This window comes from Vibrio sp. D401a (genome assembly GCF_030248515.1).
Classification (GTDB): domain Bacteria; phylum Pseudomonadota; class Gammaproteobacteria; order Enterobacterales; family Vibrionaceae; genus Vibrio; species Vibrio rotiferianus.
The window spans coordinates 163,126-182,667 of sequence record NZ_JAHGAI010000012.1 but is presented as its reverse complement, the minus strand read 5'-3'; the positions used below and the strand labels follow the sequence as shown (position 1 = coordinate 182,667).

Sequence of the window (19,542 nt, the reverse complement as noted above, 5' to 3'; positions counted from 1 at the left end):
TGAATTTATGGTGTTCTTCTAGAGAAGGAAGGAAAAAATTTCTTAAAAAATAGTAATTTGAGATAAAAATAAAGCAGACCTGAGTCTGCTTTATCAATAGATTGGGAACTGATTACTAGAGCTTATTAAACTCTCTGTTTACGCGGTAAGTATCAGATGTGACATACGCCTCCATACCGCGAATTTTGCTATCAAGGCGACTGAAGTCGCTCTCTAGCACACTCAACAACTGGTCTGGGCTTTGACCTTTCTGCCACGGTTTACTCTTCAGCGTGTGTTCTTGGCGTGACTTAATGTTTTCTGTGTAAGTCACTGGCTGCTTTTCCAACATAAAGGTCATCGCGACATATGCTAGCAATACTAGAAAGGTACCACCTAGTAATGCCGCTGAAATCACAACGATACGAATTAACCAAACTTCCGCACCAAAGTAGTTTGCCACTCCGGCACACACGCCGGAGATTTTTCCATTTACAGGGTCACGATACAGTTCTCGTTTATTCATATTTACGTCTCCACGTTGGGGATTCTGCGTCCAAGATACGCTCCAATGTTTCAACTCGAGACTGCATCGCCTCCGCTTTTTCAGACAGTACCTGAAGACGCTCTAGATCTTGGCTCGACAGTGCACTATCTGCTTTGCGTTTGCTGCGATAGTGTAAGAAGAGCCATAGTGGAGCGACAAAGATTAAAAAGACAATCAATGGTCCAGTAATAAAAAATGTCGACATAAATGGCTCCTTTCTTATTTATCGTTCGATGACATCTGTTCTTTCAGTTTTGCCAACTCTTTTTCAATTTCATCTTGTGCTTGTAGCTCTGCAAACTCTTGGTCTAAAGATTTTGCGTTGCCAGTTTTCGCGTACAGATCCGCTTCTGCTTCCATTTCGTCAATCTTACGAGAGTACTGCTCGAACTTTGCCATCGCCTCGTTTGTACGACCTGCGTGAAGCTGTTTTTGCACATCGCGACGGTTAGATGCGGTTTGATTACGAATCGCTAGCGCTTGTTGCTTTGCTCGTGTCTCAGTGATCTTGGCTTCTAACTTACCAATTTCACCCGTCAATTTTTCGATGGTCTCTTCTACCAACGTCTGTTCAGTGTGAAGACCTTTAATCACTTGCTCAAGTTTTTGCTTCTCAATTAGTGCAGCACGTGCTAAATCTTCACGCTCTTTCACTAAAGCAAGGCTTGCCTTTTGGCTCCATTCATTAATTTGGTCTTCTAGTGCTTCCACTTTACGAGCCAACTCTTTTTTGTCTGCAATTGCTTTAGCCGAGTTAGTACGTACTTCTACGAGTGTGTCTTCCATTTCTTGAATGATAAGACGGATCATTTTTTCAGGATCTTCCGCCTTGTCTAGCAATGCACTGATGTTTGAGTTAACGATATCTGCAAAACGAGAAAAAATACCCATAACGGAACTCCTCTTTTTTTCCTATTTAAACTCGACAAGGCGTTAATTTACCTTGCGTCTCCCTTTACATATAACAAGTTGCGTGCCAACTTTAATTAAGCTTAATAAACAATAAGTTAAGCACATTGTTGTTGTGGCGCACCGATATGCTATGATGTTTTTTACCAATAGTTGGTAAATTTCACCAACTTCAATACGGTAACTTATGGCCAGATAGAAAATAAGAAGGACTTTATGAAGCAAAACCTCATTGGTGAATCGCCCGCTTTTCTCGCCGTACTAGATAAAGTATCACAACTTGCGCCAATCGAACGCCCTGTACTCATTATTGGCGAGCGAGGCACGGGTAAAGAACTCATCGCGCAACGTTTACACTATTTATCAAAGCGTTGGGACAAGCCACTGCTTTCTTTAAACTGTGCGACCCTAAGCGAAGGTTTAATTGATTCCGAGCTATTTGGCCATGAATCCGGTTCATTTACTGGCTCTAAAGGCAAACACAAAGGACGTTTTGAACGTGCTGAAGGCGGCACTCTGTTTCTAGACGAATTAGCAACTGCCCCTTTGTTGGTGCAAGAGAAACTGTTACGTGTGATCGAATACGGCGAATATGAGCGTGTAGGTGGGCATACTGCACTCACTGCCGATGTGCGCCTAGTATGTGCGACCAATGCCGATTTACCGAAACTAGCCGAACAAGGCGATTTTCGAGCGGATCTGCTCGACAGGTTGGCGTTTGATGTCATTATGCTTCCGCCGCTGAGAGAACGAAAAGAAGACATTCTTTCTCTTGCAGAGCATTACGCCATTAAGATGTGTCGTGAATTACAGTTGGAATACTTTGTGGGCTTCACTGAAGAAGCGCAACAGTCGCTGCTCGATTACGAATGGCCGGGTAACGTCCGTGAGCTAAAGAACGTTATTGAAAGAGCGATCTATCGCCACGGTTTGAATGCTGACCCTATCGAGCATCTTACCTTTAACCCATTTGAAACTGGTTGGGATAACTCGCTTGGTCATACCGCTGTTCAAGAAGAAACTGAAACAACTGAAACCAATCAAACCTCTGTGATTCGGTTCCCTCTGGACTATAAACAATGGCAAGAAGAGCAAGATATTGAACTGCTCAACCGTGCACTGGAAGAAGCGAAATTTAACCAACGCCAAGCAGCAGAGTTATTGGGATTAAGCTACCACCAACTTAGAGGTATGGTCAGAAAATACAGTTTAGTCGGCCAAGGATAAATTTCACCAGCCCTCTCACTCTAGAAATGGCTCACTATACTGAAGGAAAACAAGCTGTTTTACATCAATAGTGGGCAATTTGAGAGGCAAAGAAGGTCAACAACCAGACAATGATACGGTAATTTGATCTAACACCCCGTGACTCAAAGATTTTATGTTTGGAGCGAGTTGGTAAAGATGATAAATTAGCGGGATCATTTTCGCTTGTTATACCTAATGCAAAAAGCAGAAGGAACAAGCAAAGTCCAATGACCATTTCATATTATGAAAGCTTTTATAAGACTATCGCTGAGCCTTCTTGGTATTAGCTTACTCACCGCATGTGGTGACGAAATCGATCACAATGAGATTCGTGAGAATGGATTTGTGTTTTGTGGGCAAGGTAAGCCAACAACATTTAACCCTCAGCTCATTGACAGTGGTATCACTGCTGAAGCTTTAAGTCCTCAGCTTTACGATACACTGCTTACGCTCGATCCAAAATCTCATCAACCCGTTGCAAACATTGCAGAAAGTTGGTCTGTAAACGAAGCGGGAACTGAATACACGTTTAATCTTAAGCGCGGTGTTCAATTCCAGAGTACTGCTTGGTTCACACCGACTCGGGCATTAAATGCGCAAGATGTCGTATTTAGCTTTAAGCGAATCATTGATGTAAACCATCCGTTTCACGACGTTGGTGGTGGTTTTTATCCATGGTTTGCGGGCTTAGATTTCCAAAACCTTGTCAAAGATGTGATAGCTCTCGATGACTACACAGTTAAATTTGTTCTTACTCAACCTAACTTTGCATTCCTAGCGAATATCGCTACTAGCCATGCAGTACTTTTATCTGCCGAGTATGGTCAGCAGCTTGCTGTAAAAGATGAAAAAGCACAAATAGACTTTTTGCCTATCGGCAGTGGTCCTTACCAACTTAAAGAGTACCAAGTTAACGATCTTATTCGGCTAGAGCGTCACCCTAGATACTGGAAGTCACCAGCGAAGATGGAACAAGTCGTATTCGATATCTCGCATCGTGGGACAGGTACTCTCGCCAAGCTATTAAGAAATGAATGTGATGTTTTGGCATCGCCAATTTCTAGCCAGATTCCGATCATTCAAGAAACAGAGCACCTTGAGTTAACCGCAACGCCAGCGAACAACGTTTCTTTTATCGCTATCAACACCAGTCATTCTGCACTTAGTGACCCTCGAGTTCGCCAAGCATTAAACCTAGCGATCAATCGACAAAATATTCTGGATTCTGTTTACTACGGTACGGGTACTCAAGCTTATACCCTACTTCCTCCGAACTCGTGGGCTTATCAAAAAGACAGCGTAAAAATACGTTATGACCGAAATTATGCTTTGGCATTGCTACGCGATGCTGGGTTTAAGAAAGGGCTTAAGCTGACTATGTGGGTTCCATTAGAGCCTCGTGCATTTAATCCAAGCCCAAGAAAGACTGCAGAATTAATTCAAGCAAACTTTGCCGATATTGGTGTTGAATTGAAGTTATTGACCGATGATCGTTTTGAACGAACGCAACTTGAAACCATCGATAATGTCGACTTGTTGCTCACTGGCTGGATTGGTGACACTGGTGATCCGGATAACTTCTTCAGGCCTCTACTTTCTTGTGATTCAGAACGTGTCGGTTTGAACGTATCAATGTGGTGTAACGATGATTTTGACTTCTTGCTGGACTTAGCACTAGAAACACAACAACCACGTTACCGCCTGAACTTGTACCGTCAAGCGCAGAACATTTTGAACGAGGAGTTTCCGGTTATTCCGCTGGCTCATGGCGTTCAATTCCGTGTCCACGATAAATCGCTGAAAGGCTTTAGATCGAGCCCTTTCAATTCACAACCTTTTAATAAAGTTGAGAGAATTCATTAATGTTTTGGTATGCCGTAAGACGCCTTAATCTCTTTGTCATCACTTTGATGATTCTCACTTTAGTGGGCTTTTCTCTGCTACGCCTAGATCCCATCTCACACTGGGCAAACGTTGAGTTTTGGTCAGGCTGGCAAAGCTACTTAGTCGAGCTGTCTCAGCTCAATTTCGGTATTAGCAAAAATGGTAACCCCATCTACGATGAACTGGCGGTGGTATTCCCTGCAACGCTAGAGCTGTGCTTTTTCGCTTTCGTGGTGTCGCTACTGATTGGTATCCCACTCGGTACCATTGCAGGTATGAAACAAGGCAAATGGCTCGATACCAGCATCTCGTTTGTTGCGATGTCAGGTTACTCAGCACCGATTTTCTGGGTCGCACTGATGTTGATCATGATGTTTTCGTTGCAGTATCACGTCTTTCCTGTAGCAGGGCGTTACGATTTACTCTACGAAATTGATCATGTTACGGGCTTCGCCATTATTGATGCCTTTATGGCAAAAGGTGAGTACCGAGCGCACGCACTGCAAAGTGTAATCGAACACATGATCTTGCCATGTTTGGTATTAGCACTTGCACCTACCACTCAAGTCATCGGCTTAATGCGTTCTTCAGTCGCGGAAGTAATGAGCCAAAACTATATCCGTGCTGCGCGAATCAAAGGTTTATCCAACCGTGAAATTGTCACTCAGCATGTACTTCGCAACGCAATTCCACCAATCATCCCAAAAGTTGGCGTTCAGCTATCCAGTATGATCACTTTGGCGATCATTACAGAGTCTATCTTCAACTGGCCGGGGATAGGTCGCTGGTTATTGGATGCACTTGCAAATCAAGATTATGCATCAATTCAAGCGGGCGTTATGGTTCTCGCAACTCTGGTTTTGACCGCGAATATACTATCAGACTTGATCGGAGCGATGATCAACCCTCTAGTGAGAAAGGAATGGTATGCTAACAAATAACGTTTATCAGGAAGAGCGTATTCCGACTCAGTTTGAGCGCTTCTGGCGCAGTTATCGTGCAAATAGTCTCGCAATGTTCGGCCTATGGTGCTTAGTATTCATCGTATTGGTAACCATTTTTGCGCCCTTACTAGCTCCATATGATCCACAAGCACAATCGGGTGAATTACTCGTTCCACCATCTTGGGCACCAGCGGGAACGGTAGATTACTTCTTAGGTACGGATGACTTGGGCCGCGACATTCTTTCGCGCCTGATTATCGGCTCGCAGTTAACGTTTGGTGCTGCTGTCGCTGTCACTGCTATCGCAGCTCTTATCGGCTGCTTTATCGGTGTTTTGGCAGGCATGACCAAAGGCCTTCTTTCAAGCACGTTGAATCACCTACTCGACACGGTGATGTCAATTCCATCGCTACTGCTTGCGATTATCTTTGTAGCTTTCTTGGGCTTTGGTGAGTTCAATATTCTTCTCGCAATCTGCTTAGCTTTGATTCCGCGTTTTATTCGCTCGGTGTACATTGCAGTGCATACCGAAGTTGAAAAAGATTACATCATGGCCGCACGTCTAGATGGCGCTAATGATTTCTACCTTCTGTGGAACTCAATTTTGCCAAACGTTCTAACGGTGATTGCTGCAGAAATCACACTGGCGCTGTCTGTAGCGATTCTAGACATCACAGCACTAGGTTTCCTAGGCTTAGGTGCTCAAGCACCAAGTACTGAATGGGGTGCGATTCTGGGCGACTCCGTTGAGCTGATTTACATCGCACCATGGACCGTGACGCTACCAGGTCTCACCATTATGTTTACCGTGGTTGTTCTAAACTTAGTGGGTGAAGGTGTACGCCAAGCGCTCAATGCAGGGATCGAATAATGCCGTTATTAGATATTCGACATTTAACCATTGAAATTGAAACACCATCGGGTTTGGTGAAAGCCGTCGACCGCATGAGTATCACCTTGAATGAAGGCGAAATTCGTGGTTTGGTAGGTGAATCAGGCTCGGGTAAGAGTCTGGTTGCAAAAGCGATTGTAGGCGTTTGTAAGGACAACTGGAAAGTCACTGCGGACCGAATGCGCCTTGGTAATATTGACTTGCTTCAATTGACACCGAAAGAGCGTCGACGTGTGATTGCGCGTGATATCGCGATGATATTCCAAGAGCCTTCAACTTGTTTAGACCCTTCAGAAGAAGTGGGACGTCAGCTGATCGAATCGATCCCATCTCGCTCTTTTGAAGGTAAATGGTGGGAACGCTTTAAATGGCGTAAAAAGCAAGCCATTGCCCTACTGCACAAAGTAGGTATTAAAGACCACAAACGTTTAATGGGCAGCTATCCATACGAACTAACCGATGGTGAATGTCAAAAAGTCATGATCGCAATGGCAATCGCGACTAAGCCGAAGATCTTAATTGCTGATGAGCCAACTAACGACCTTGACCCAATTACGCAATCACAAATCTTGCGTTTGTTGAGCCGTATGAATCAGCTCAATAACACCACGATTGTATTGATCGGACACGATTTGACGACCATTACACAATGGGCAAACCGCATTACCGTAATGTACTGTGGTCAGTCGGTGGAATCAGCGGATACAGATAAACTCATCGAAGCACCTAAGCATCCCTATACGGCAGCATTGCTGAAAGCGATGCCAGACTTTAATGACTGGATACCGCATAAACAGAAACTGCAATCTCTGCCAGGTTCTATCCCTCCTTTGCAACATTTGCCGATTGGCTGTCGCTTAGGTCCTCGTTGTCCCTACGCCCAGAGACAGTGTGTGGAAATACCACATACTAAACGTATAAAGAACCATAAATTTAGCTGTCATTTCCCACTGAATACGGAGAAAAATTCATGAGTGCGTTGCTTGAAGTCGATAACCTATCGAAACAGTTCGTCACGCGCTCAGGTCTGTTTAAACGTACAGTCAAAGAGGCAGTGAAACCGGTAAGCTTCAGTTTAGAACCGGGGCAAACCATCGGTTTTATCGGACAAAACGGCTCAGGAAAATCTACCCTAGCGCGCATGCTTGCAGGCGTGATTGAACCGACCTCTGGTGAGATTCGTGTAAACGGAGAACGCCTTGAACATAAGGATTACTCAACGCGTTGTAAGCTGATTCGCATGATTTTCCAGGATCCAAATACGTCTTTGAATCCACGTATTCAAATAGGCCGTATTTTGGAGGGGCCACTAAAGCGTAATACTAACATGCCGCCAGATGCACGTATGAAACGTGTGAAAGACACCTTGTTGCGTGTAGGCTTGTTACCAGAGCATGCTTACTTCTACCCTCAAATGCTCGCAGCGGGTCAGAAACAACGTGTATGCCTTGCTCGTGCTTTGATACTTCAGCCGTCGATCATCGTTGCCGATGAAGCGTTAAACGGTCTCGATATGGCAATGCGCTCTCAGATCATCAACCTCTTCTTGGAGCTTCAAGAAGAAATGGGCTTGTCGTTCGTGTATGTATCTCAACATATCGGCATCGTGAAACACATTACCGACAAAGTGATGGTGATGCATGAAGGCGAAGTAGTGGAATTTGGTGATACAAACCAAATCCTAACCAATCCAGAGCATGCGATTACCCAACGACTGGTTGAGAGTCATTTTTACAAAGCGCCAAGCCACTAAAAATTGAGTGAGTAGTAAGTTTCTAGTATTCACTTCCTCTAAAAACAACAAAGCCTGCATCAACGCAGGCTTTTTAGTCTCTGAATTTCAGAACGCAATTGGTAGTGCTTAACGACGGCTCGCTTGTTTACGTAGTTCGAAATCAAACTCGTCTGGAAACAGCACCACACCTTCTTCATTCTGGTTTGGGAACACCACAACAGACAACTCATCATCTTCTAGACCTGAAGTCCAACGGCTGTGCCATTTATTCAAAGAGATAGCTTCTGGCTCACACTCTTCCCAGTCGCCTGTCGCCCATTGCTGTGCAAACTCTTCGTTTGGCCACACTGGTACACAATCGTCGTCTTCTGTGTTTAGCATCACGCAGCCGTGTTCATCCTTCAGAATCCACACTTTGCGGTTTGCTACGATTTCCTTCACACAGTATTTCAATCGCTGCTCTTCGTTGTAGCGATTGATGGTGTCCATTTGCTCTTGGGTTAATGCTTCAGACATGTTCGTCTCCTATTCCCATAGAAAAATGCCCACCTAATGGCGGGCATTTACAGTATACGTTGGTAATAATGAAATTACACAAGCTCAGTTTGAAGCCAAGGCCAGCCTTGCTTCTTACGGCTTAGTGTGTTTTCCATCATTAGCATGCCGTCTTTCTCGTGCTTAACAAGTTTCTCAGCCCACTCACCTTTGTAAAGAAGACGAGTTTGAGCAGTAGTGATGTCTGTTAGCATAACAGCAGCGAATGCTAGGCTGTCGTTTGCACAACGCGCCTCTAGATCCGCTTCTAGAGCTTCGATCATGCCGTCAACTTGCTCTAGAGTCGCAAGTTCAACCTGACCTACTACTACATCACGGCCGTTGAATGGGTAACCTTTAAGGTCTTTTTCAACAAGTTCAGCCGCAGATAGACCTTCGATGTTTGTTTTAGCAATTAGAAGATCTTTAGTGAATGCGTCTACGTCTTGTACGTCTGCGATAGCCGCTAGCTCAGCAACAGCATCTTTGTCTTTTTGAGTACAAGTTGGAGAAGCAAAACCTACTGTGTCAGATAGGATAGCTGACATCATTAGCTTAGCGATTTGAGGCTTGATCTCGTGACCTTCAATCTTGAACATGTTGAATAGTACTGTGTTAGTACAGCCAACAGGCCAGATCCATGCTTCCATTGGGTTCACTGTCATCACGTCACCTAGACGGTGGTGGTCAACGATACCTGCGATTTCAGCTTCTGCGATGTCGTCTGGTGCTTGCGCTAGATCTGAGTAGTCTACTAGCCAAACTGTTTCGCCAGCTACTGAAGTACGTAGCTCAGGAACTTCTGCGCCAGCTACTTCTAGGATGTGCTGAGTTTCACGGTTAATTTCGCCCTGGCGAATTGGCATTGCTTCTACGCCACGCGCCTTTAGAAGTTCAGTTGCAACTAGTGCACTACAAATACTGTCACTGTCTGGGTTCTTATGACCTACAACTAGAATCATGTCTCTTCCTATTCAAGTCAGTTTGATGGCTTCCTAATAGGGTGAATTGCATAACGAATTACACCGAGGAAGCGGGTTTGCTCACAAAGTCGCTTACTTTACCTGATTTGGGGCAGATTGACACGAAGAAAAGTTGTTACCGCCTATTGCGAATAATTCTCACTCTCATATAATGAGAATCATTACCATTTGCATTTGAGCTAATTATGAACGCGACCAAGATTTTTAATTCGGCACATCAGTTGCTGCAACCCACTCAATTTCGCCTTGCTTATAAGCGACTATTGCTTCCTGTTGCGCTGCTGGCTCTATTAGCAAGCGACGCAACGAGAGAAGTCACCGTTGCAACCCTATCTGATTCATTCTGGGCGGTCTCTTGTTATGTGGCAGCAACACTAGCGATTTACCACTACCTGTCGAATTTCATGTCGAAGACCAACCGATTGACGGCGCTTTATCATCGTTCTCGCGGTCATCAAGTGTTCTTTGCAGCACTCCTTGGTGCGCTTCCGGGCTGTGGTGGCGCAATCGTCGTAACAACCCAGTTCATTAGTGGGCGTGTGGGATTTGGGGCGATTGTGGCCGTACTTACCTCGACCATGGGCGATGCAGCTTTCTTGTTGCTAGCAGCGAAACCAGCTACTGGTTTTGGTGTTATCGCCTTAGGTATTGTGGTTGGTACTCTGTCCGGATGGGTAGTGAATGCTTTTCATGCAGATGATTTCCTCCGCCCAAAGGAGAAAGAACAGTCACCTCAAGCACAGTGCTGCAACAGCCACGGCGACACACATACCCCCATGGAGCAGCGCGCGATTAACTTGCAAGGTGCGTTTTGGAAATGGTTGCTTGTGCCTGTCACTATCGTTGCAGTACTTGGTTCTTTTCAAGTCGACATTAACCAAATGCTTGGATTGAAAGACAATACCATGGAATGGTTAGGGGCGACGTTTGCGGTGATAAGTATGTTCCTGTGGGCAATGACCAAGGAACTTGGCGACTACCAGTCGACCGTATCGGAAGATGACAAAATCATAGACTCTCACCCAATTCAAAAAGCCGCGCAGGATACTAACTTTGTTAGCGCATGGGTGATTTTGGCTTTCCTCGCTTTTGAGCTCACTACGTACTTTTCAGGTCTGGATTTAGGCACGACTTTCTCTGGTTGGGGGATTTGGATGCCACTTATTGGCCTTGCGATTGGCATGCTACCAGGCTGTGGGCCGCAGATCCTCGTTACCAGTCTTTACATTTCTGGTGCCGTACCTTTGTCAGCACAATTATCGAATGCGATCTCAAATGATGGTGATGCCCTATTCCCTGCTATTGCAATGGCACCAAAAGCAGCGTTAGTTGCGACTGTCTACTCGGCAATCCCTGCGTTAATTGTCGGCTACGGATACTTTTTCCTATTCGAATATTAATAATCTAATGCAAATGGATATAAAAAGAGCCTCAATCGAGGCTCTTTTACTTTTTCAACTTAAGCAGATTATGCGGTCACAATAGCTTTAGCATTCAAGCCTTTATCCAAGCTAACTAGCAATAACTGACAAGGATCTTGGTTAAGCTTCTCCCCTGTCCAGTAATCGTACCAATCGGTAGGCTGGTCTGCAGTAAGCGTAAACTCTGTCGCTTCATCGTTCGCATAGTTGAACAAACAGTGCAAATCGTTTTTAGATGTTAGTGGTAGGAAAGCATGGTTCAAACCGAGCGCGGTAAACTTAGCAGATTCCTGATTACGACGCTGGCGCAGCATCAACTTTGCTAGCGTCTTACTCGCAAATGACGTGATTTCTGGTAAAGGGTCACCAGATAGCAGTAAACCGCCACACGCCAGTAGAGCATTACGATGGAATTGATAATCTTCTCGCGAAGCCGCTTGGTTTGGTAACGAAGTAAACGTCGCGCAATCTGGATCAATTTGCCACAGCTTACGATGCTGCCAACTGCGGAAAAAGGTCTCTTTCGCGATTTGTTCAAAGCGATGGCTATGGCGCTCTACATCATCAGAAACACGCATTGCATCAACGAGCCCCAAAGAAGGCCACATTGGTGCGTTACAACCGAGCAGCCACGCATCTCCAGCCCCTTTCGCGATCGCTTCCATGCCCATACGATAAGCTTCTACACCAGTAACTCCCGATTGGCTTCGCTTACCTTTTAACGTGCCCCAGTAGTTTGCGTCTAATTTGAATAGCTCGACGCCCCACTCTTGACGCATGACTGAAACAACGTGGGTTAAATGATCTTGTACTTCTGGATTGGAGGTATCGAGAATATACCAAGGTGTGCAGCGCCATCCGCCATAAGTTACCTCTTCGGCTTTCAATAAGCTGCCGTCATTGTGGCGAACAAACCAATCTGGATGATTTTTAAAAATTTCAGACTCTGGCTGTGCAATGAATGGCGCCATCCAAATCGCTGGTTTTTTACCTTTCGCGCGAATGTTATGAATCAGCTCTTTCACCCCACCAGAGAATTTGTCTGATGGCGTTAACCAATCGCCCATAAATGCCTGGTAACCATCATCTAGCAGCACCCATTCAAGTTCAGACAAACTATCTTGCATGCATTCAACGTTGTCCAAAATGTTATTTTCAGTGACATCGGCGTAGTAGGCATACCAAGAACACCAACCAATTGGCGCATCTTGCACAACACCATTACGGACAGGATGATGCTCAGCAATCATTTCGCTGTACTCTTTGTAAAGTTCAGACAATGAACTTCCTCGCAGTACCGCAACCGATTCAAGATTGTTGTGCTCCCAGTCTGATACTTGGGTGTGCTCGCCATCAATGGCCGCTGATAGAACCCAGCGATCGTCATGCTGTTGCACTTCAAAATAGCCGGCAAAGCGGCGACAAGAGGTGAAGCCAAACAAGCTGTAGCCTGCAGAATCTTCAATAACTAAATAGTTGTAATAACGTTTAGGTGCGTTTTCCGGATAAATTCTGTAAGAGCTATTGTTGTCAGGACAACGCCCTACTTCGACTGGTTGAGAAATCGTGCCAGAGGTTTGCGCAAGCATTTGAAAACCGTCACCAATGACTGTTGCACCATGCTCATACATAAATGGCATTTCGAATAACACTTCACGTTCGGTGAAAGTTTTATTGTGAAGTCCGGCAAACGAAAAGTGGGCCTGATTGCCAACAATCTCAAACTGCAGATCATTATTACTTACCGAGATTTCGGTGTGATTGGCCAATTGAATGGTCTGTGCCATAGAGTATCTACTCACTTGATCTTTATTGTGTCATTTCCCCCATTATCCTTCGCTTCATTCTCCCAATTCGTTACCAAGCTCACGAAACCGAATCCTATTCACTTTCATCTAATTAGTATTGAGAGAATTCTCACTGAAATTTTGGTTAAAAAAATACCAGCCCGAAGGCTGGCATTTCATTTAAAGTTTAGCGCTCTGATTAAGCTACTTCGATTGGGCCACCGAATGAAGTAACTGGTGGAACTTTACCAGTGAACTTCTCGAAGTCTACGATACATGTGTTCGCAGAAGTCGCCTGTGCTAGCTCAGAAGAGCCGATGTCTTGAGTTAGTGTGTTAGGGTCACCGTAAGTACAGATTGCACCTACTTTCTCATTTAGAGGACCGTACCACGCACCTTCTTCAATACGGATAACACCACGTGGGTAGCTGTCAGTAAGTACAGCACCAGCAAGAAGCTGACCACGGTCGTTAAATACGCGTACCAAGTCACCGTCTTTGATGCCTTTCGCTTTTGCATCAACTGGGTTGATGTATACAGGCTCACGACCTTGAACAGCGTAAGTTGCACGGAAGTCTTCAGATTCACACATCTGAGAGTGCAGACGCTTGTCTGGGTGGCAAGACTGTAGCCAGTACGGGTGTTTGTCAGAGCCAGGACCACCGTGTGAACGTTCTGATTTCTCGAACCACATTGGGTGTTCTTGACAGTGTTCGTAACCGTAACGACCGATCTTACGAGAAGTGATCTCGATGAAGCCAGAAGGCGTACCCAGTGGGTTGATTTCTGGATCTTGACGGAAGTCAGCGTGACGAACCCAAGGCTTACCTTGACCGAAGTCTAGTACGCTCTTCTCCCAGAACTCATCGAATTCTGGCATTTCGAACTTACCGTCGTTCGATTTCTTACAATCGTTGTACAGGCTGCGGATCCATTCCATCTCGCTCATGCCACGAGTGTACTCGTCGCGACGACCAAAGCGTTGAGTCAGTTCGCTCATGATTTGGAAGTCTGGCTTAGATTGGAACAATGGGTCCACTAGACGATGCATAGCAATCAGACCTTTGTTCGAGTAAGAACCGTACACGTCGATGTCGTTACGTTCCCACTGAGTACATGCTGGAAGCACGATATCAGAGAAACGACACGTTGCAGTCCAAGCGAACTCAACCGTTACTACTGTTTGTAGCTTCTGGAACGCTTGCTTCATGCGGTTACGATCTTGGTGGTGGTGCCATGGGTTACAACCCGAGATCACCATCATCTTGAAGTCTGGAAGCTTAACTTTACCACCGTTGTAGTTGATCTCTTTGCCTGGTTCTAGCAGACAGTCGATCCAACGTGCAACAGGGATAGTACGGCTGTAACCGTTAAAGTCGTTGTTATCCCACTTCGGCTTCATACCAGTATCTAGGTTACGAGGGAAACCACCAGGGCCCGCGAAGCCAGTTGAAGGTACACCGATACTTGAGTAGTGGTGACCGTAAGAGATACCACCGCCAGGTAGACCGATTTGACCAACCATTGCTGCAACTACTGCTGCTGCCCAGTATGGTTGCTCACCGTGCTCTTGACGTTGGATACACCAACCCATAAGGATCTGTGTACGACCGTTCACCAGCATGCGTGCGAATTCACGAATCTTGTCCGCTTTCACGCCACAGATAGGTGCAGCCCACTCAGGTGTCTTAACAACTTTATCTTTCGTTTCACCTTGAACGTACTTGATGAAGTCTTCGAAACCTAGACAGTAAGTTTCAATAAACTTCTTGTCGTATAGGTCTTCGTTGTACAGCACGTGCGCTACAGCAAGCATGAATGCTACGTCTGTTAGCGGGTTGATGTACAGGTGGTCGTTCTCTAGGTAACGCTGAGTCTTGTTCTTAACTGGGTCTACAGAAAGAACATTGATCTCGCCTTTCGCTACTTTTTCCTTCAACTGCGCTAGGTAGTTGAAAGATTCGTGCGTTTCACAGTTCCAACCTACTTGCAGGTTTTTCACTGGGTCATTTGCCCAAAGAATGATGTTGTCTGAGTTCTCTAGAATTTCAGACCAAGACGTACCTTGTGCATAAACTTCTGTTGAACCAAGTACGTAAGGCATGATGGTTTGACCTGCACCAGTCGAGTAGTCACCTACTTTAGTGATGAAGTTACCGTGCATACCTACAGCACGTTGCATGTGTGCCGTACAGTTGTTGAACGCACCAGTTTGGTTCCAACCAGTTTGACCTGCGTGTAGAGCCCATGGACCGTATTCTTTCTGAACACGTTCTAGCTCACGGTAGAACAGATCTAGAGCTTCATCCCAAGTTACACGGATGAAACGGTTGTTACCGCGCGTCTCAGCGCTGTATTTGTGCTTCTTCAGCCAATCTAGACGAACCATTGGGTAACGAACACGTGATGGGCTGTAGATGATGCCCTTGATGCCGTTCAACATTTCTGTTGGATTCTGGTCTAGTTCTAGCGGTTTGATCTCTTGAACTTTACCCGCGTAGATGTGGGCGCGGAACGCGCCCCAGTGTGAACCTGTTACTTTCCAAGTACCAGTAGTCTCAGCTGCGTTTGCAGATGCTGAAGCCAATAAGCTTGGACCGATAACTGACGCTGCACTTGTGGTTGCTACACCTTTAAGAAAACTTCTTCGTGTAATAGCCATTTAATTTACTCCAATCCGACGCTTATTAGTGGTGACCTTCAGCATAATCTGAAGAGTGCTTCTGTAGGTACTTCAAGATCAGTGCTTCACTGTCTGTATCTAGGTTAACGAACGCTAGCATACCGTCGAACATACCTGGCCATGTGTTCGCATCGAAGTGCGCTTCAGCAGGTTGTGTGTGACATACAGAACAGTTAGTTTTGTAAGCTTCTTTTGATTTTTCCCATACAGGGTTGATGTCGTTCAGCATAGATTCTTTCTTGATCCATACTTTCGCAGCTACTTTCTCCCAAGGAAGACCTGTTAGCTCATCAACTTTCTTCTCACCAGCAGTCACAACGTTAGCGTCTGTTGATGCTTCTTTTAGTAGTGATGCTACTGCGATGTTCTTACCGAAGTCTTCTTGAATTACACGACCGAAGCCTTTCGCTTTACGCCAGCCATCGATTTCAACTTCAACGTAGTCGCCTCTCTCTTCAAGAACTTTAACAGTCGATGCTGGGTTTAGAAGACCTGCTTCTTTAGCACCTTTATCGTCGAAGTAGATTGGTAGGTGACGAACACTTACAAGTTGTTGACCAACACCGTAGTCAGTGTTTGAAGTCATACCTTCAAGGTCACCAACGATACCGCCAATGCTGTCCATACCAGCTGGTAGGTTGTGCGCGATACCTTTGTGACAGTCAACACAGCTCTGATCTTTTTCAGCAGCTTGTTTCATTTGGATACGAGCGGTTGGAGACATTTGCTCAAAGTCCATAGACTCGTAGTTATGACAGTTTTTACACTCTAGAGATTTGTTCGCAGAGAAACGATCCCATTCGTGTTTAGCAAGTTCGATACGACGCTCTTCGAAAACACCCGGTTCGTCGTAGTTGCCAAATACCTGTGCAAATACTTCTTTAGATGCTTGCATCTTGCGAGCGATCTTATCAGTCCAGTTGTGTGGAACGTGACAGTCTGGACAAGTAGCACGAACACCAGAGTGGTTTTTCCAGTGAACTGTGTCTTGCAGTTCAACGTATACGTTGTCACGCATTGTGTGACAACTGATACAGAATTCTTCTGTGTTGGTAGCTTCTAGGGCTGTGTTAAAGCCACCCCAGAAAATAACACCAGCGATGAAACCGCCCATAGTCAGCACGCCAAGGCTGATATGAACTGCCGGGCGCGTCATCGTACGCCACAGTTTAATGATTAATGATTTCATTATTTGCTCTCTTAAAATCTTTTCAAAAGTGTGGTTATGAGCTCACCGGCTTACATGCCGTGCGCGCCTGGAGGACCAAAGAAGAACACTTGCAGTGCCCAAACAATAAATCCGTAGCCGCCTACGAAAGCCACACTCAGAATTGGGAAGAGAACAACTGCAATGAAGAGGAAAGACTTCCACTCCAGTGAGCGTTTTTCACCACTCTCAACTTTGTTAACATCACTCATACATTTGCCTATTTTGTATCTAGTGTTATGGAAAGCCTGTATTACCAAGCTTAAGTTTTTGTACAATCTCTATTGGAAAATGTTAGACCATACTATTAGTAAGGTTCAATTAAATCCGGCACTTCAACCCTTGTTATTCAATACTTTTTTGAGCTCATCCGGATATGTGTTTGATTGATATTCTTTATTAAAAAATATTAATAGATGTGTAAAAATAAGTCTTTTGTAAATTTGTTAATCATATAACATCAGCATAACTTTGTTTACAATTTTGCGGATTTTTTTGTGCTACAGAATTACTGATTTTCCGTCTAAATCCAGTATCTTGTGAAGTTTATGTTAATAAAAACCCACTACTTGAAGGTTATTTTCTCGAAGGAAGATTACGAAAAAGAAGAGTAACTTGATTCATAAAGCAAACGTACTCCGTTAAAATCATAATGTTGATTTTTGGAGAGGATTTATGGAGCACGTTGTCGATATAGACTGGTTTGAATTAGCACTTTTCGGCCTAATTCTTTTAGTCCCACTCACAATCAACGCTAGGTACAAACTAGGCATTGCCACAGATACCGCAATGAGTGTCGCCCGCATGACCATTCAGTTGATTCTTGTCGGTGTATATCTGGAATACCTGTTTAATTTAAACAGTTTGCTGGTGAATCTTCTTTGGCTAGCAATCATGGTTATTGTTGGGGCGAGCTCTATTGTTGGTAAAGCAAACTTACCCAAAAAACCACTTATGCTGCCCCTAATCACCGGATTAGCATGCAGCTTACTCCCTATCCTTTCCGCTATTATTTTCGGCTTGGTAAAACCCGAACCATTCTACAATGCACAATATATGATCCCTTTGGCAGGCATGCTGCTAGGCAACAGCTTGAGCAGCAACATCGTTGCCCTGCAGAACTTATTCACTGCATTCGAACAAAGAAAATCTGAATATGAAGCCGCTATATCTTTAGGTGCATCACCCAAATACGCCTCCTTCCCTTTTCTTCAGGAAGCGCTTCGTAAATCTCTGGCCCCAATTCTCGCCTCTATGGCAACGACTGGCTTGGTGACGCTTCCAGGAATGATGACTGGTCAAATCTTAGGTGGTGCTAGCCCAATGGTTGCAATCAAGTACCAGTTGGTCATCATGCTGGCGATTTTTGTCATGCTGAGTGTGTCTGTCGCGATCACTTTGGAGATGACCCTGAGCTGTGTACAAACCAAAGAAGGCCTCATAAAAGTGAAGTTTGTCAACAAGGAAAAACCGTAAAACTGGTCACTTTGACATCACATAAGCATCTCATTTTATGAATTTTTCTCGATCCAAAAAGATACTCACGATCTTTGAGACAGGTTATCCACAGAAAATGTGGATAACCCACACAAACCCATAAGCAACAAGAAACATAGGTACAACTTTAAGATCAATCTCTGCTCATGAATCAAACGTTCACGAGTTGGTCATAGAAGCGTCATCTACTTCTCCTAGAGTTCAGTTAACCGACGAAGGGAGAGAGCATCATGGATAGGTTGGCCACCCACGAAAAGATCGATGACTTAGTGTCAGAAGCAATAGTAGATTGGCTCACACAGGAGCCTGTAGAAATGACGTCCCATTGGATCCCAAATGAGTTTGGCATCAATGAAGAGCTCGTCTAACGGATCAGTGAAAACATTCAGATAAAAGAAAGGCAAGCCATAGGGCTTGCCTTTTTTGAAAACTATTTCAGATGCTTGTCTTCATCACGTAGGTAGATCATCCAGTACCACATGCCAACGAAGACACCACCACCGATGATATTACCGATCGTCACAGGGATCAGGTTGTTCATCAAGAAACCGATCATATTTAGATCCGCGTAGTCAGCGATGTTGGCACCTGTCATTTGCCAGAAAGACTCTGGCGCAAAATACTTAATACCAATCGCCATTGGCACTTGGAACATGTTCGCAATACAGTGCTCAAAACCAGCAGAAACAAACATCGCGACTGGCAAGATCATTACGGCGATCTTATCAGTTAGAGTGCGACCGCTGAACGTCATCCAAACAGCGATACATACTAAAACGTTACACATGATGCCCAATGCGACGGCTTGGAAGAAGCCGTGGTGCAACTTATGTTGCGAAATAGCCATTGCATTCAAGCCTACTTGACCGCCATCGAACATGTATTGCTTAGTGATCAACATACATACTACCAGCAGTACTGCGCCAACCATGTTGCCGAAGTAAACCACTAGCCAGTTCTTCATAAGGGCTTTCCATGAAATCTTGCCACTCGCGCGCGCAACGAGTGTAAGTACCGAACTGGTGAACAGTTCACCACCCGTTACCACAACTAAAATCAAGCCAAGGCTAAACGCCAAGCCACCAATAAGACGCGTAATACCCCAAGGGATATCGCCTGCACCTGTGGTTACCGTTGTGTAGAAAATAAAAGCAATACCAATGTGAATGCCTGCAGAAATCGCCAGCAGGAAAGATTTCATTGGAGCTTTGGTCGCTTTGCCAACACCTACTTCGGCGGCACGTTCAGCAGCCTGAGGCGGTAGTAGTGAGTCAAACTGATTGAAGTTCATG

At 45.0% G+C, this 19,542-nt stretch carries 19 protein-coding genes; 9 read left to right on the top strand and 10 right to left on the bottom strand.

From position 1 onward, the window contains the following. Positions 1 to 115: 115 nt before the first annotated feature. From pspC to pspA, 3 genes are read right to left on the bottom strand one after another with little or no spacing between them, the layout of a single operon-like run. Positions 116 to 505: an envelope stress response membrane protein PspC gene (pspC, locus tag KIV41_RS07650; RefSeq protein ID WP_010449099.1), complete on the bottom strand. Its 390-nt coding sequence runs from the start codon at positions 503 to 505 to the stop codon at positions 116 to 118. After that, complete coding sequence (gene pspB / locus KIV41_RS07645; RefSeq protein ID WP_045388354.1) at positions 498 to 731, bottom strand: envelope stress response membrane protein PspB; 234 nt, start codon at positions 729 to 731, stop codon at positions 498 to 500. Before pspB ends, pspC begins: the two co-directional genes overlap by 8 nt. 14 nt (positions 732 to 745) lie before the next feature. Further along, positions 746 to 1,417: a phage shock protein PspA gene (pspA, locus tag KIV41_RS07640; RefSeq protein ID WP_010449102.1), complete on the bottom strand. Its 672-nt coding sequence runs from the start codon at positions 1,415 to 1,417 to the stop codon at positions 746 to 748. Positions 1,418 to 1,651: 234 nt separating this feature from the next. On the opposite strand from pspA, the gene pspF reads away from it, so the two are divergent. The 6 genes from pspF to KIV41_RS07610 all read left to right on the top strand — a co-directional run bounded on the left by pspF (position 1,652) and on the right by KIV41_RS07610 (position 8,156). Continuing rightward, positions 1,652 to 2,662, top strand: coding sequence for a phage shock protein operon transcriptional activator (gene pspF / locus KIV41_RS07635; protein ID WP_171358459.1), 1,011 nt, complete (start codon positions 1,652 to 1,654; stop codon positions 2,660 to 2,662). 264 nt (positions 2,663 to 2,926) lie between these two features. Continuing rightward, on the top strand, positions 2,927 to 4,546 hold the full coding sequence (sapA, locus tag KIV41_RS07630) for an ABC transporter substrate-binding protein SapA (protein WP_285335999.1): 1,620 nt from the start codon (positions 2,927 to 2,929) through the stop codon (positions 4,544 to 4,546). Next, entirely contained in the window at positions 4,546 to 5,508 is a 963-nt protein-coding gene (locus tag KIV41_RS07625) for an ABC transporter permease subunit (protein WP_010449107.1), read from the top strand. The genes sapA and KIV41_RS07625 overlap by 1 nt, the downstream gene beginning before the upstream one ends. Next, positions 5,495 to 6,382, top strand: a complete 888-nt coding sequence (gene sapC, locus KIV41_RS07620) for a putrescine export ABC transporter permease SapC (RefSeq protein WP_010449109.1) — start codon at positions 5,495 to 5,497, stop codon at positions 6,380 to 6,382. The genes KIV41_RS07625 and sapC overlap by 14 nt, the downstream gene beginning before the upstream one ends. Continuing rightward, the gene (locus tag KIV41_RS07615) at positions 6,382 to 7,377 is read left to right on the top strand and encodes an oligopeptide/dipeptide ABC transporter ATP-binding protein (protein ID WP_010449111.1); all 996 of its coding nucleotides are present in this window, start codon (positions 6,382 to 6,384) and stop codon (positions 7,375 to 7,377) included. Before sapC ends, KIV41_RS07615 begins: the two co-directional genes overlap by 1 nt. Further along, a complete protein-coding gene (locus KIV41_RS07610) occupies positions 7,374 to 8,156 on the top strand; it encodes an ATP-binding cassette domain-containing protein (protein WP_010449113.1) in 783 nt (260 codons plus the stop codon). Before KIV41_RS07615 ends, KIV41_RS07610 begins: the two co-directional genes overlap by 4 nt. 108 nt (positions 8,157 to 8,264) lie before the next feature. On the opposite strand, the gene KIV41_RS07605 is transcribed toward KIV41_RS07610, so the two are convergent. Beyond that, positions 8,265 to 8,654: a DUF2750 domain-containing protein gene (locus tag KIV41_RS07605; RefSeq protein ID WP_005425781.1), complete on the bottom strand. Its 390-nt coding sequence runs from the start codon at positions 8,652 to 8,654 to the stop codon at positions 8,265 to 8,267. 74 nt (positions 8,655 to 8,728) lie between these two features. Then, entirely contained in the window at positions 8,729 to 9,634 is a 906-nt protein-coding gene (locus KIV41_RS07600; RefSeq protein WP_010449115.1) for a manganese-dependent inorganic pyrophosphatase, read from the bottom strand. Between the two features lie 206 nt (positions 9,635 to 9,840). On the opposite strand from KIV41_RS07600, the gene KIV41_RS07595 reads away from it, so the two are divergent. Further along, positions 9,841 to 11,055, top strand: a complete 1,215-nt coding sequence (locus tag KIV41_RS07595) for a putative manganese transporter (RefSeq protein WP_252040846.1) — start codon at positions 9,841 to 9,843, stop codon at positions 11,053 to 11,055. Positions 11,056 to 11,123: 68 nt separating this feature from the next. Here the strand turns inward: KIV41_RS07595 and KIV41_RS07590 are convergent, their stop codons facing one another. The 4 genes from KIV41_RS07590 to torE form a co-directional block, all read right to left on the bottom strand. Further along, complete coding sequence (locus KIV41_RS07590; RefSeq protein ID WP_285335998.1) at positions 11,124 to 12,863, bottom strand: glycoside hydrolase family 36 protein; 1,740 nt, start codon at positions 12,861 to 12,863, stop codon at positions 11,124 to 11,126. 199 nt (positions 12,864 to 13,062) lie between these two features. Continuing rightward, the gene (gene torA / locus KIV41_RS07585; RefSeq protein ID WP_285335997.1) at positions 13,063 to 15,525 is read right to left on the bottom strand and encodes a trimethylamine-N-oxide reductase TorA; all 2,463 of its coding nucleotides are present in this window, start codon (positions 15,523 to 15,525) and stop codon (positions 13,063 to 13,065) included. Positions 15,526 to 15,550: 25 nt separating this feature from the next. Next, positions 15,551 to 16,735: a pentaheme c-type cytochrome TorC gene (gene torC, locus KIV41_RS07580; protein WP_285335996.1), complete on the bottom strand. Its 1,185-nt coding sequence runs from the start codon at positions 16,733 to 16,735 to the stop codon at positions 15,551 to 15,553. A gap of 50 nt (positions 16,736 to 16,785) precedes the next feature. Continuing rightward, complete coding sequence (gene torE / locus KIV41_RS07575) at positions 16,786 to 16,965, bottom strand: trimethylamine N-oxide reductase system protein TorE (protein WP_010449120.1); 180 nt, start codon at positions 16,963 to 16,965, stop codon at positions 16,786 to 16,788. 463 nt (positions 16,966 to 17,428) lie between these two features. On the opposite strand from torE, the gene KIV41_RS07570 reads away from it, so the two are divergent. Beyond that, positions 17,429 to 18,229, top strand: coding sequence for an ABC transporter permease (locus tag KIV41_RS07570; protein WP_285335995.1), 801 nt, complete (start codon positions 17,429 to 17,431; stop codon positions 18,227 to 18,229). 251 nt (positions 18,230 to 18,480) lie between these two features. Further along, complete coding sequence (locus KIV41_RS07565; protein WP_010449122.1) at positions 18,481 to 18,618, top strand: hypothetical protein; 138 nt, start codon at positions 18,481 to 18,483, stop codon at positions 18,616 to 18,618. Between the two features lie 62 nt (positions 18,619 to 18,680). Here KIV41_RS07565 and focA read toward each other — a convergent pair whose 3' ends face one another. Next, the gene (gene focA / locus KIV41_RS07560; RefSeq protein WP_010449123.1) at positions 18,681 to 19,541 is read right to left on the bottom strand and encodes a formate transporter FocA; all 861 of its coding nucleotides are present in this window, start codon (positions 19,539 to 19,541) and stop codon (positions 18,681 to 18,683) included. Between the last annotated feature and the right edge of the window lies 1 nt (position 19,542).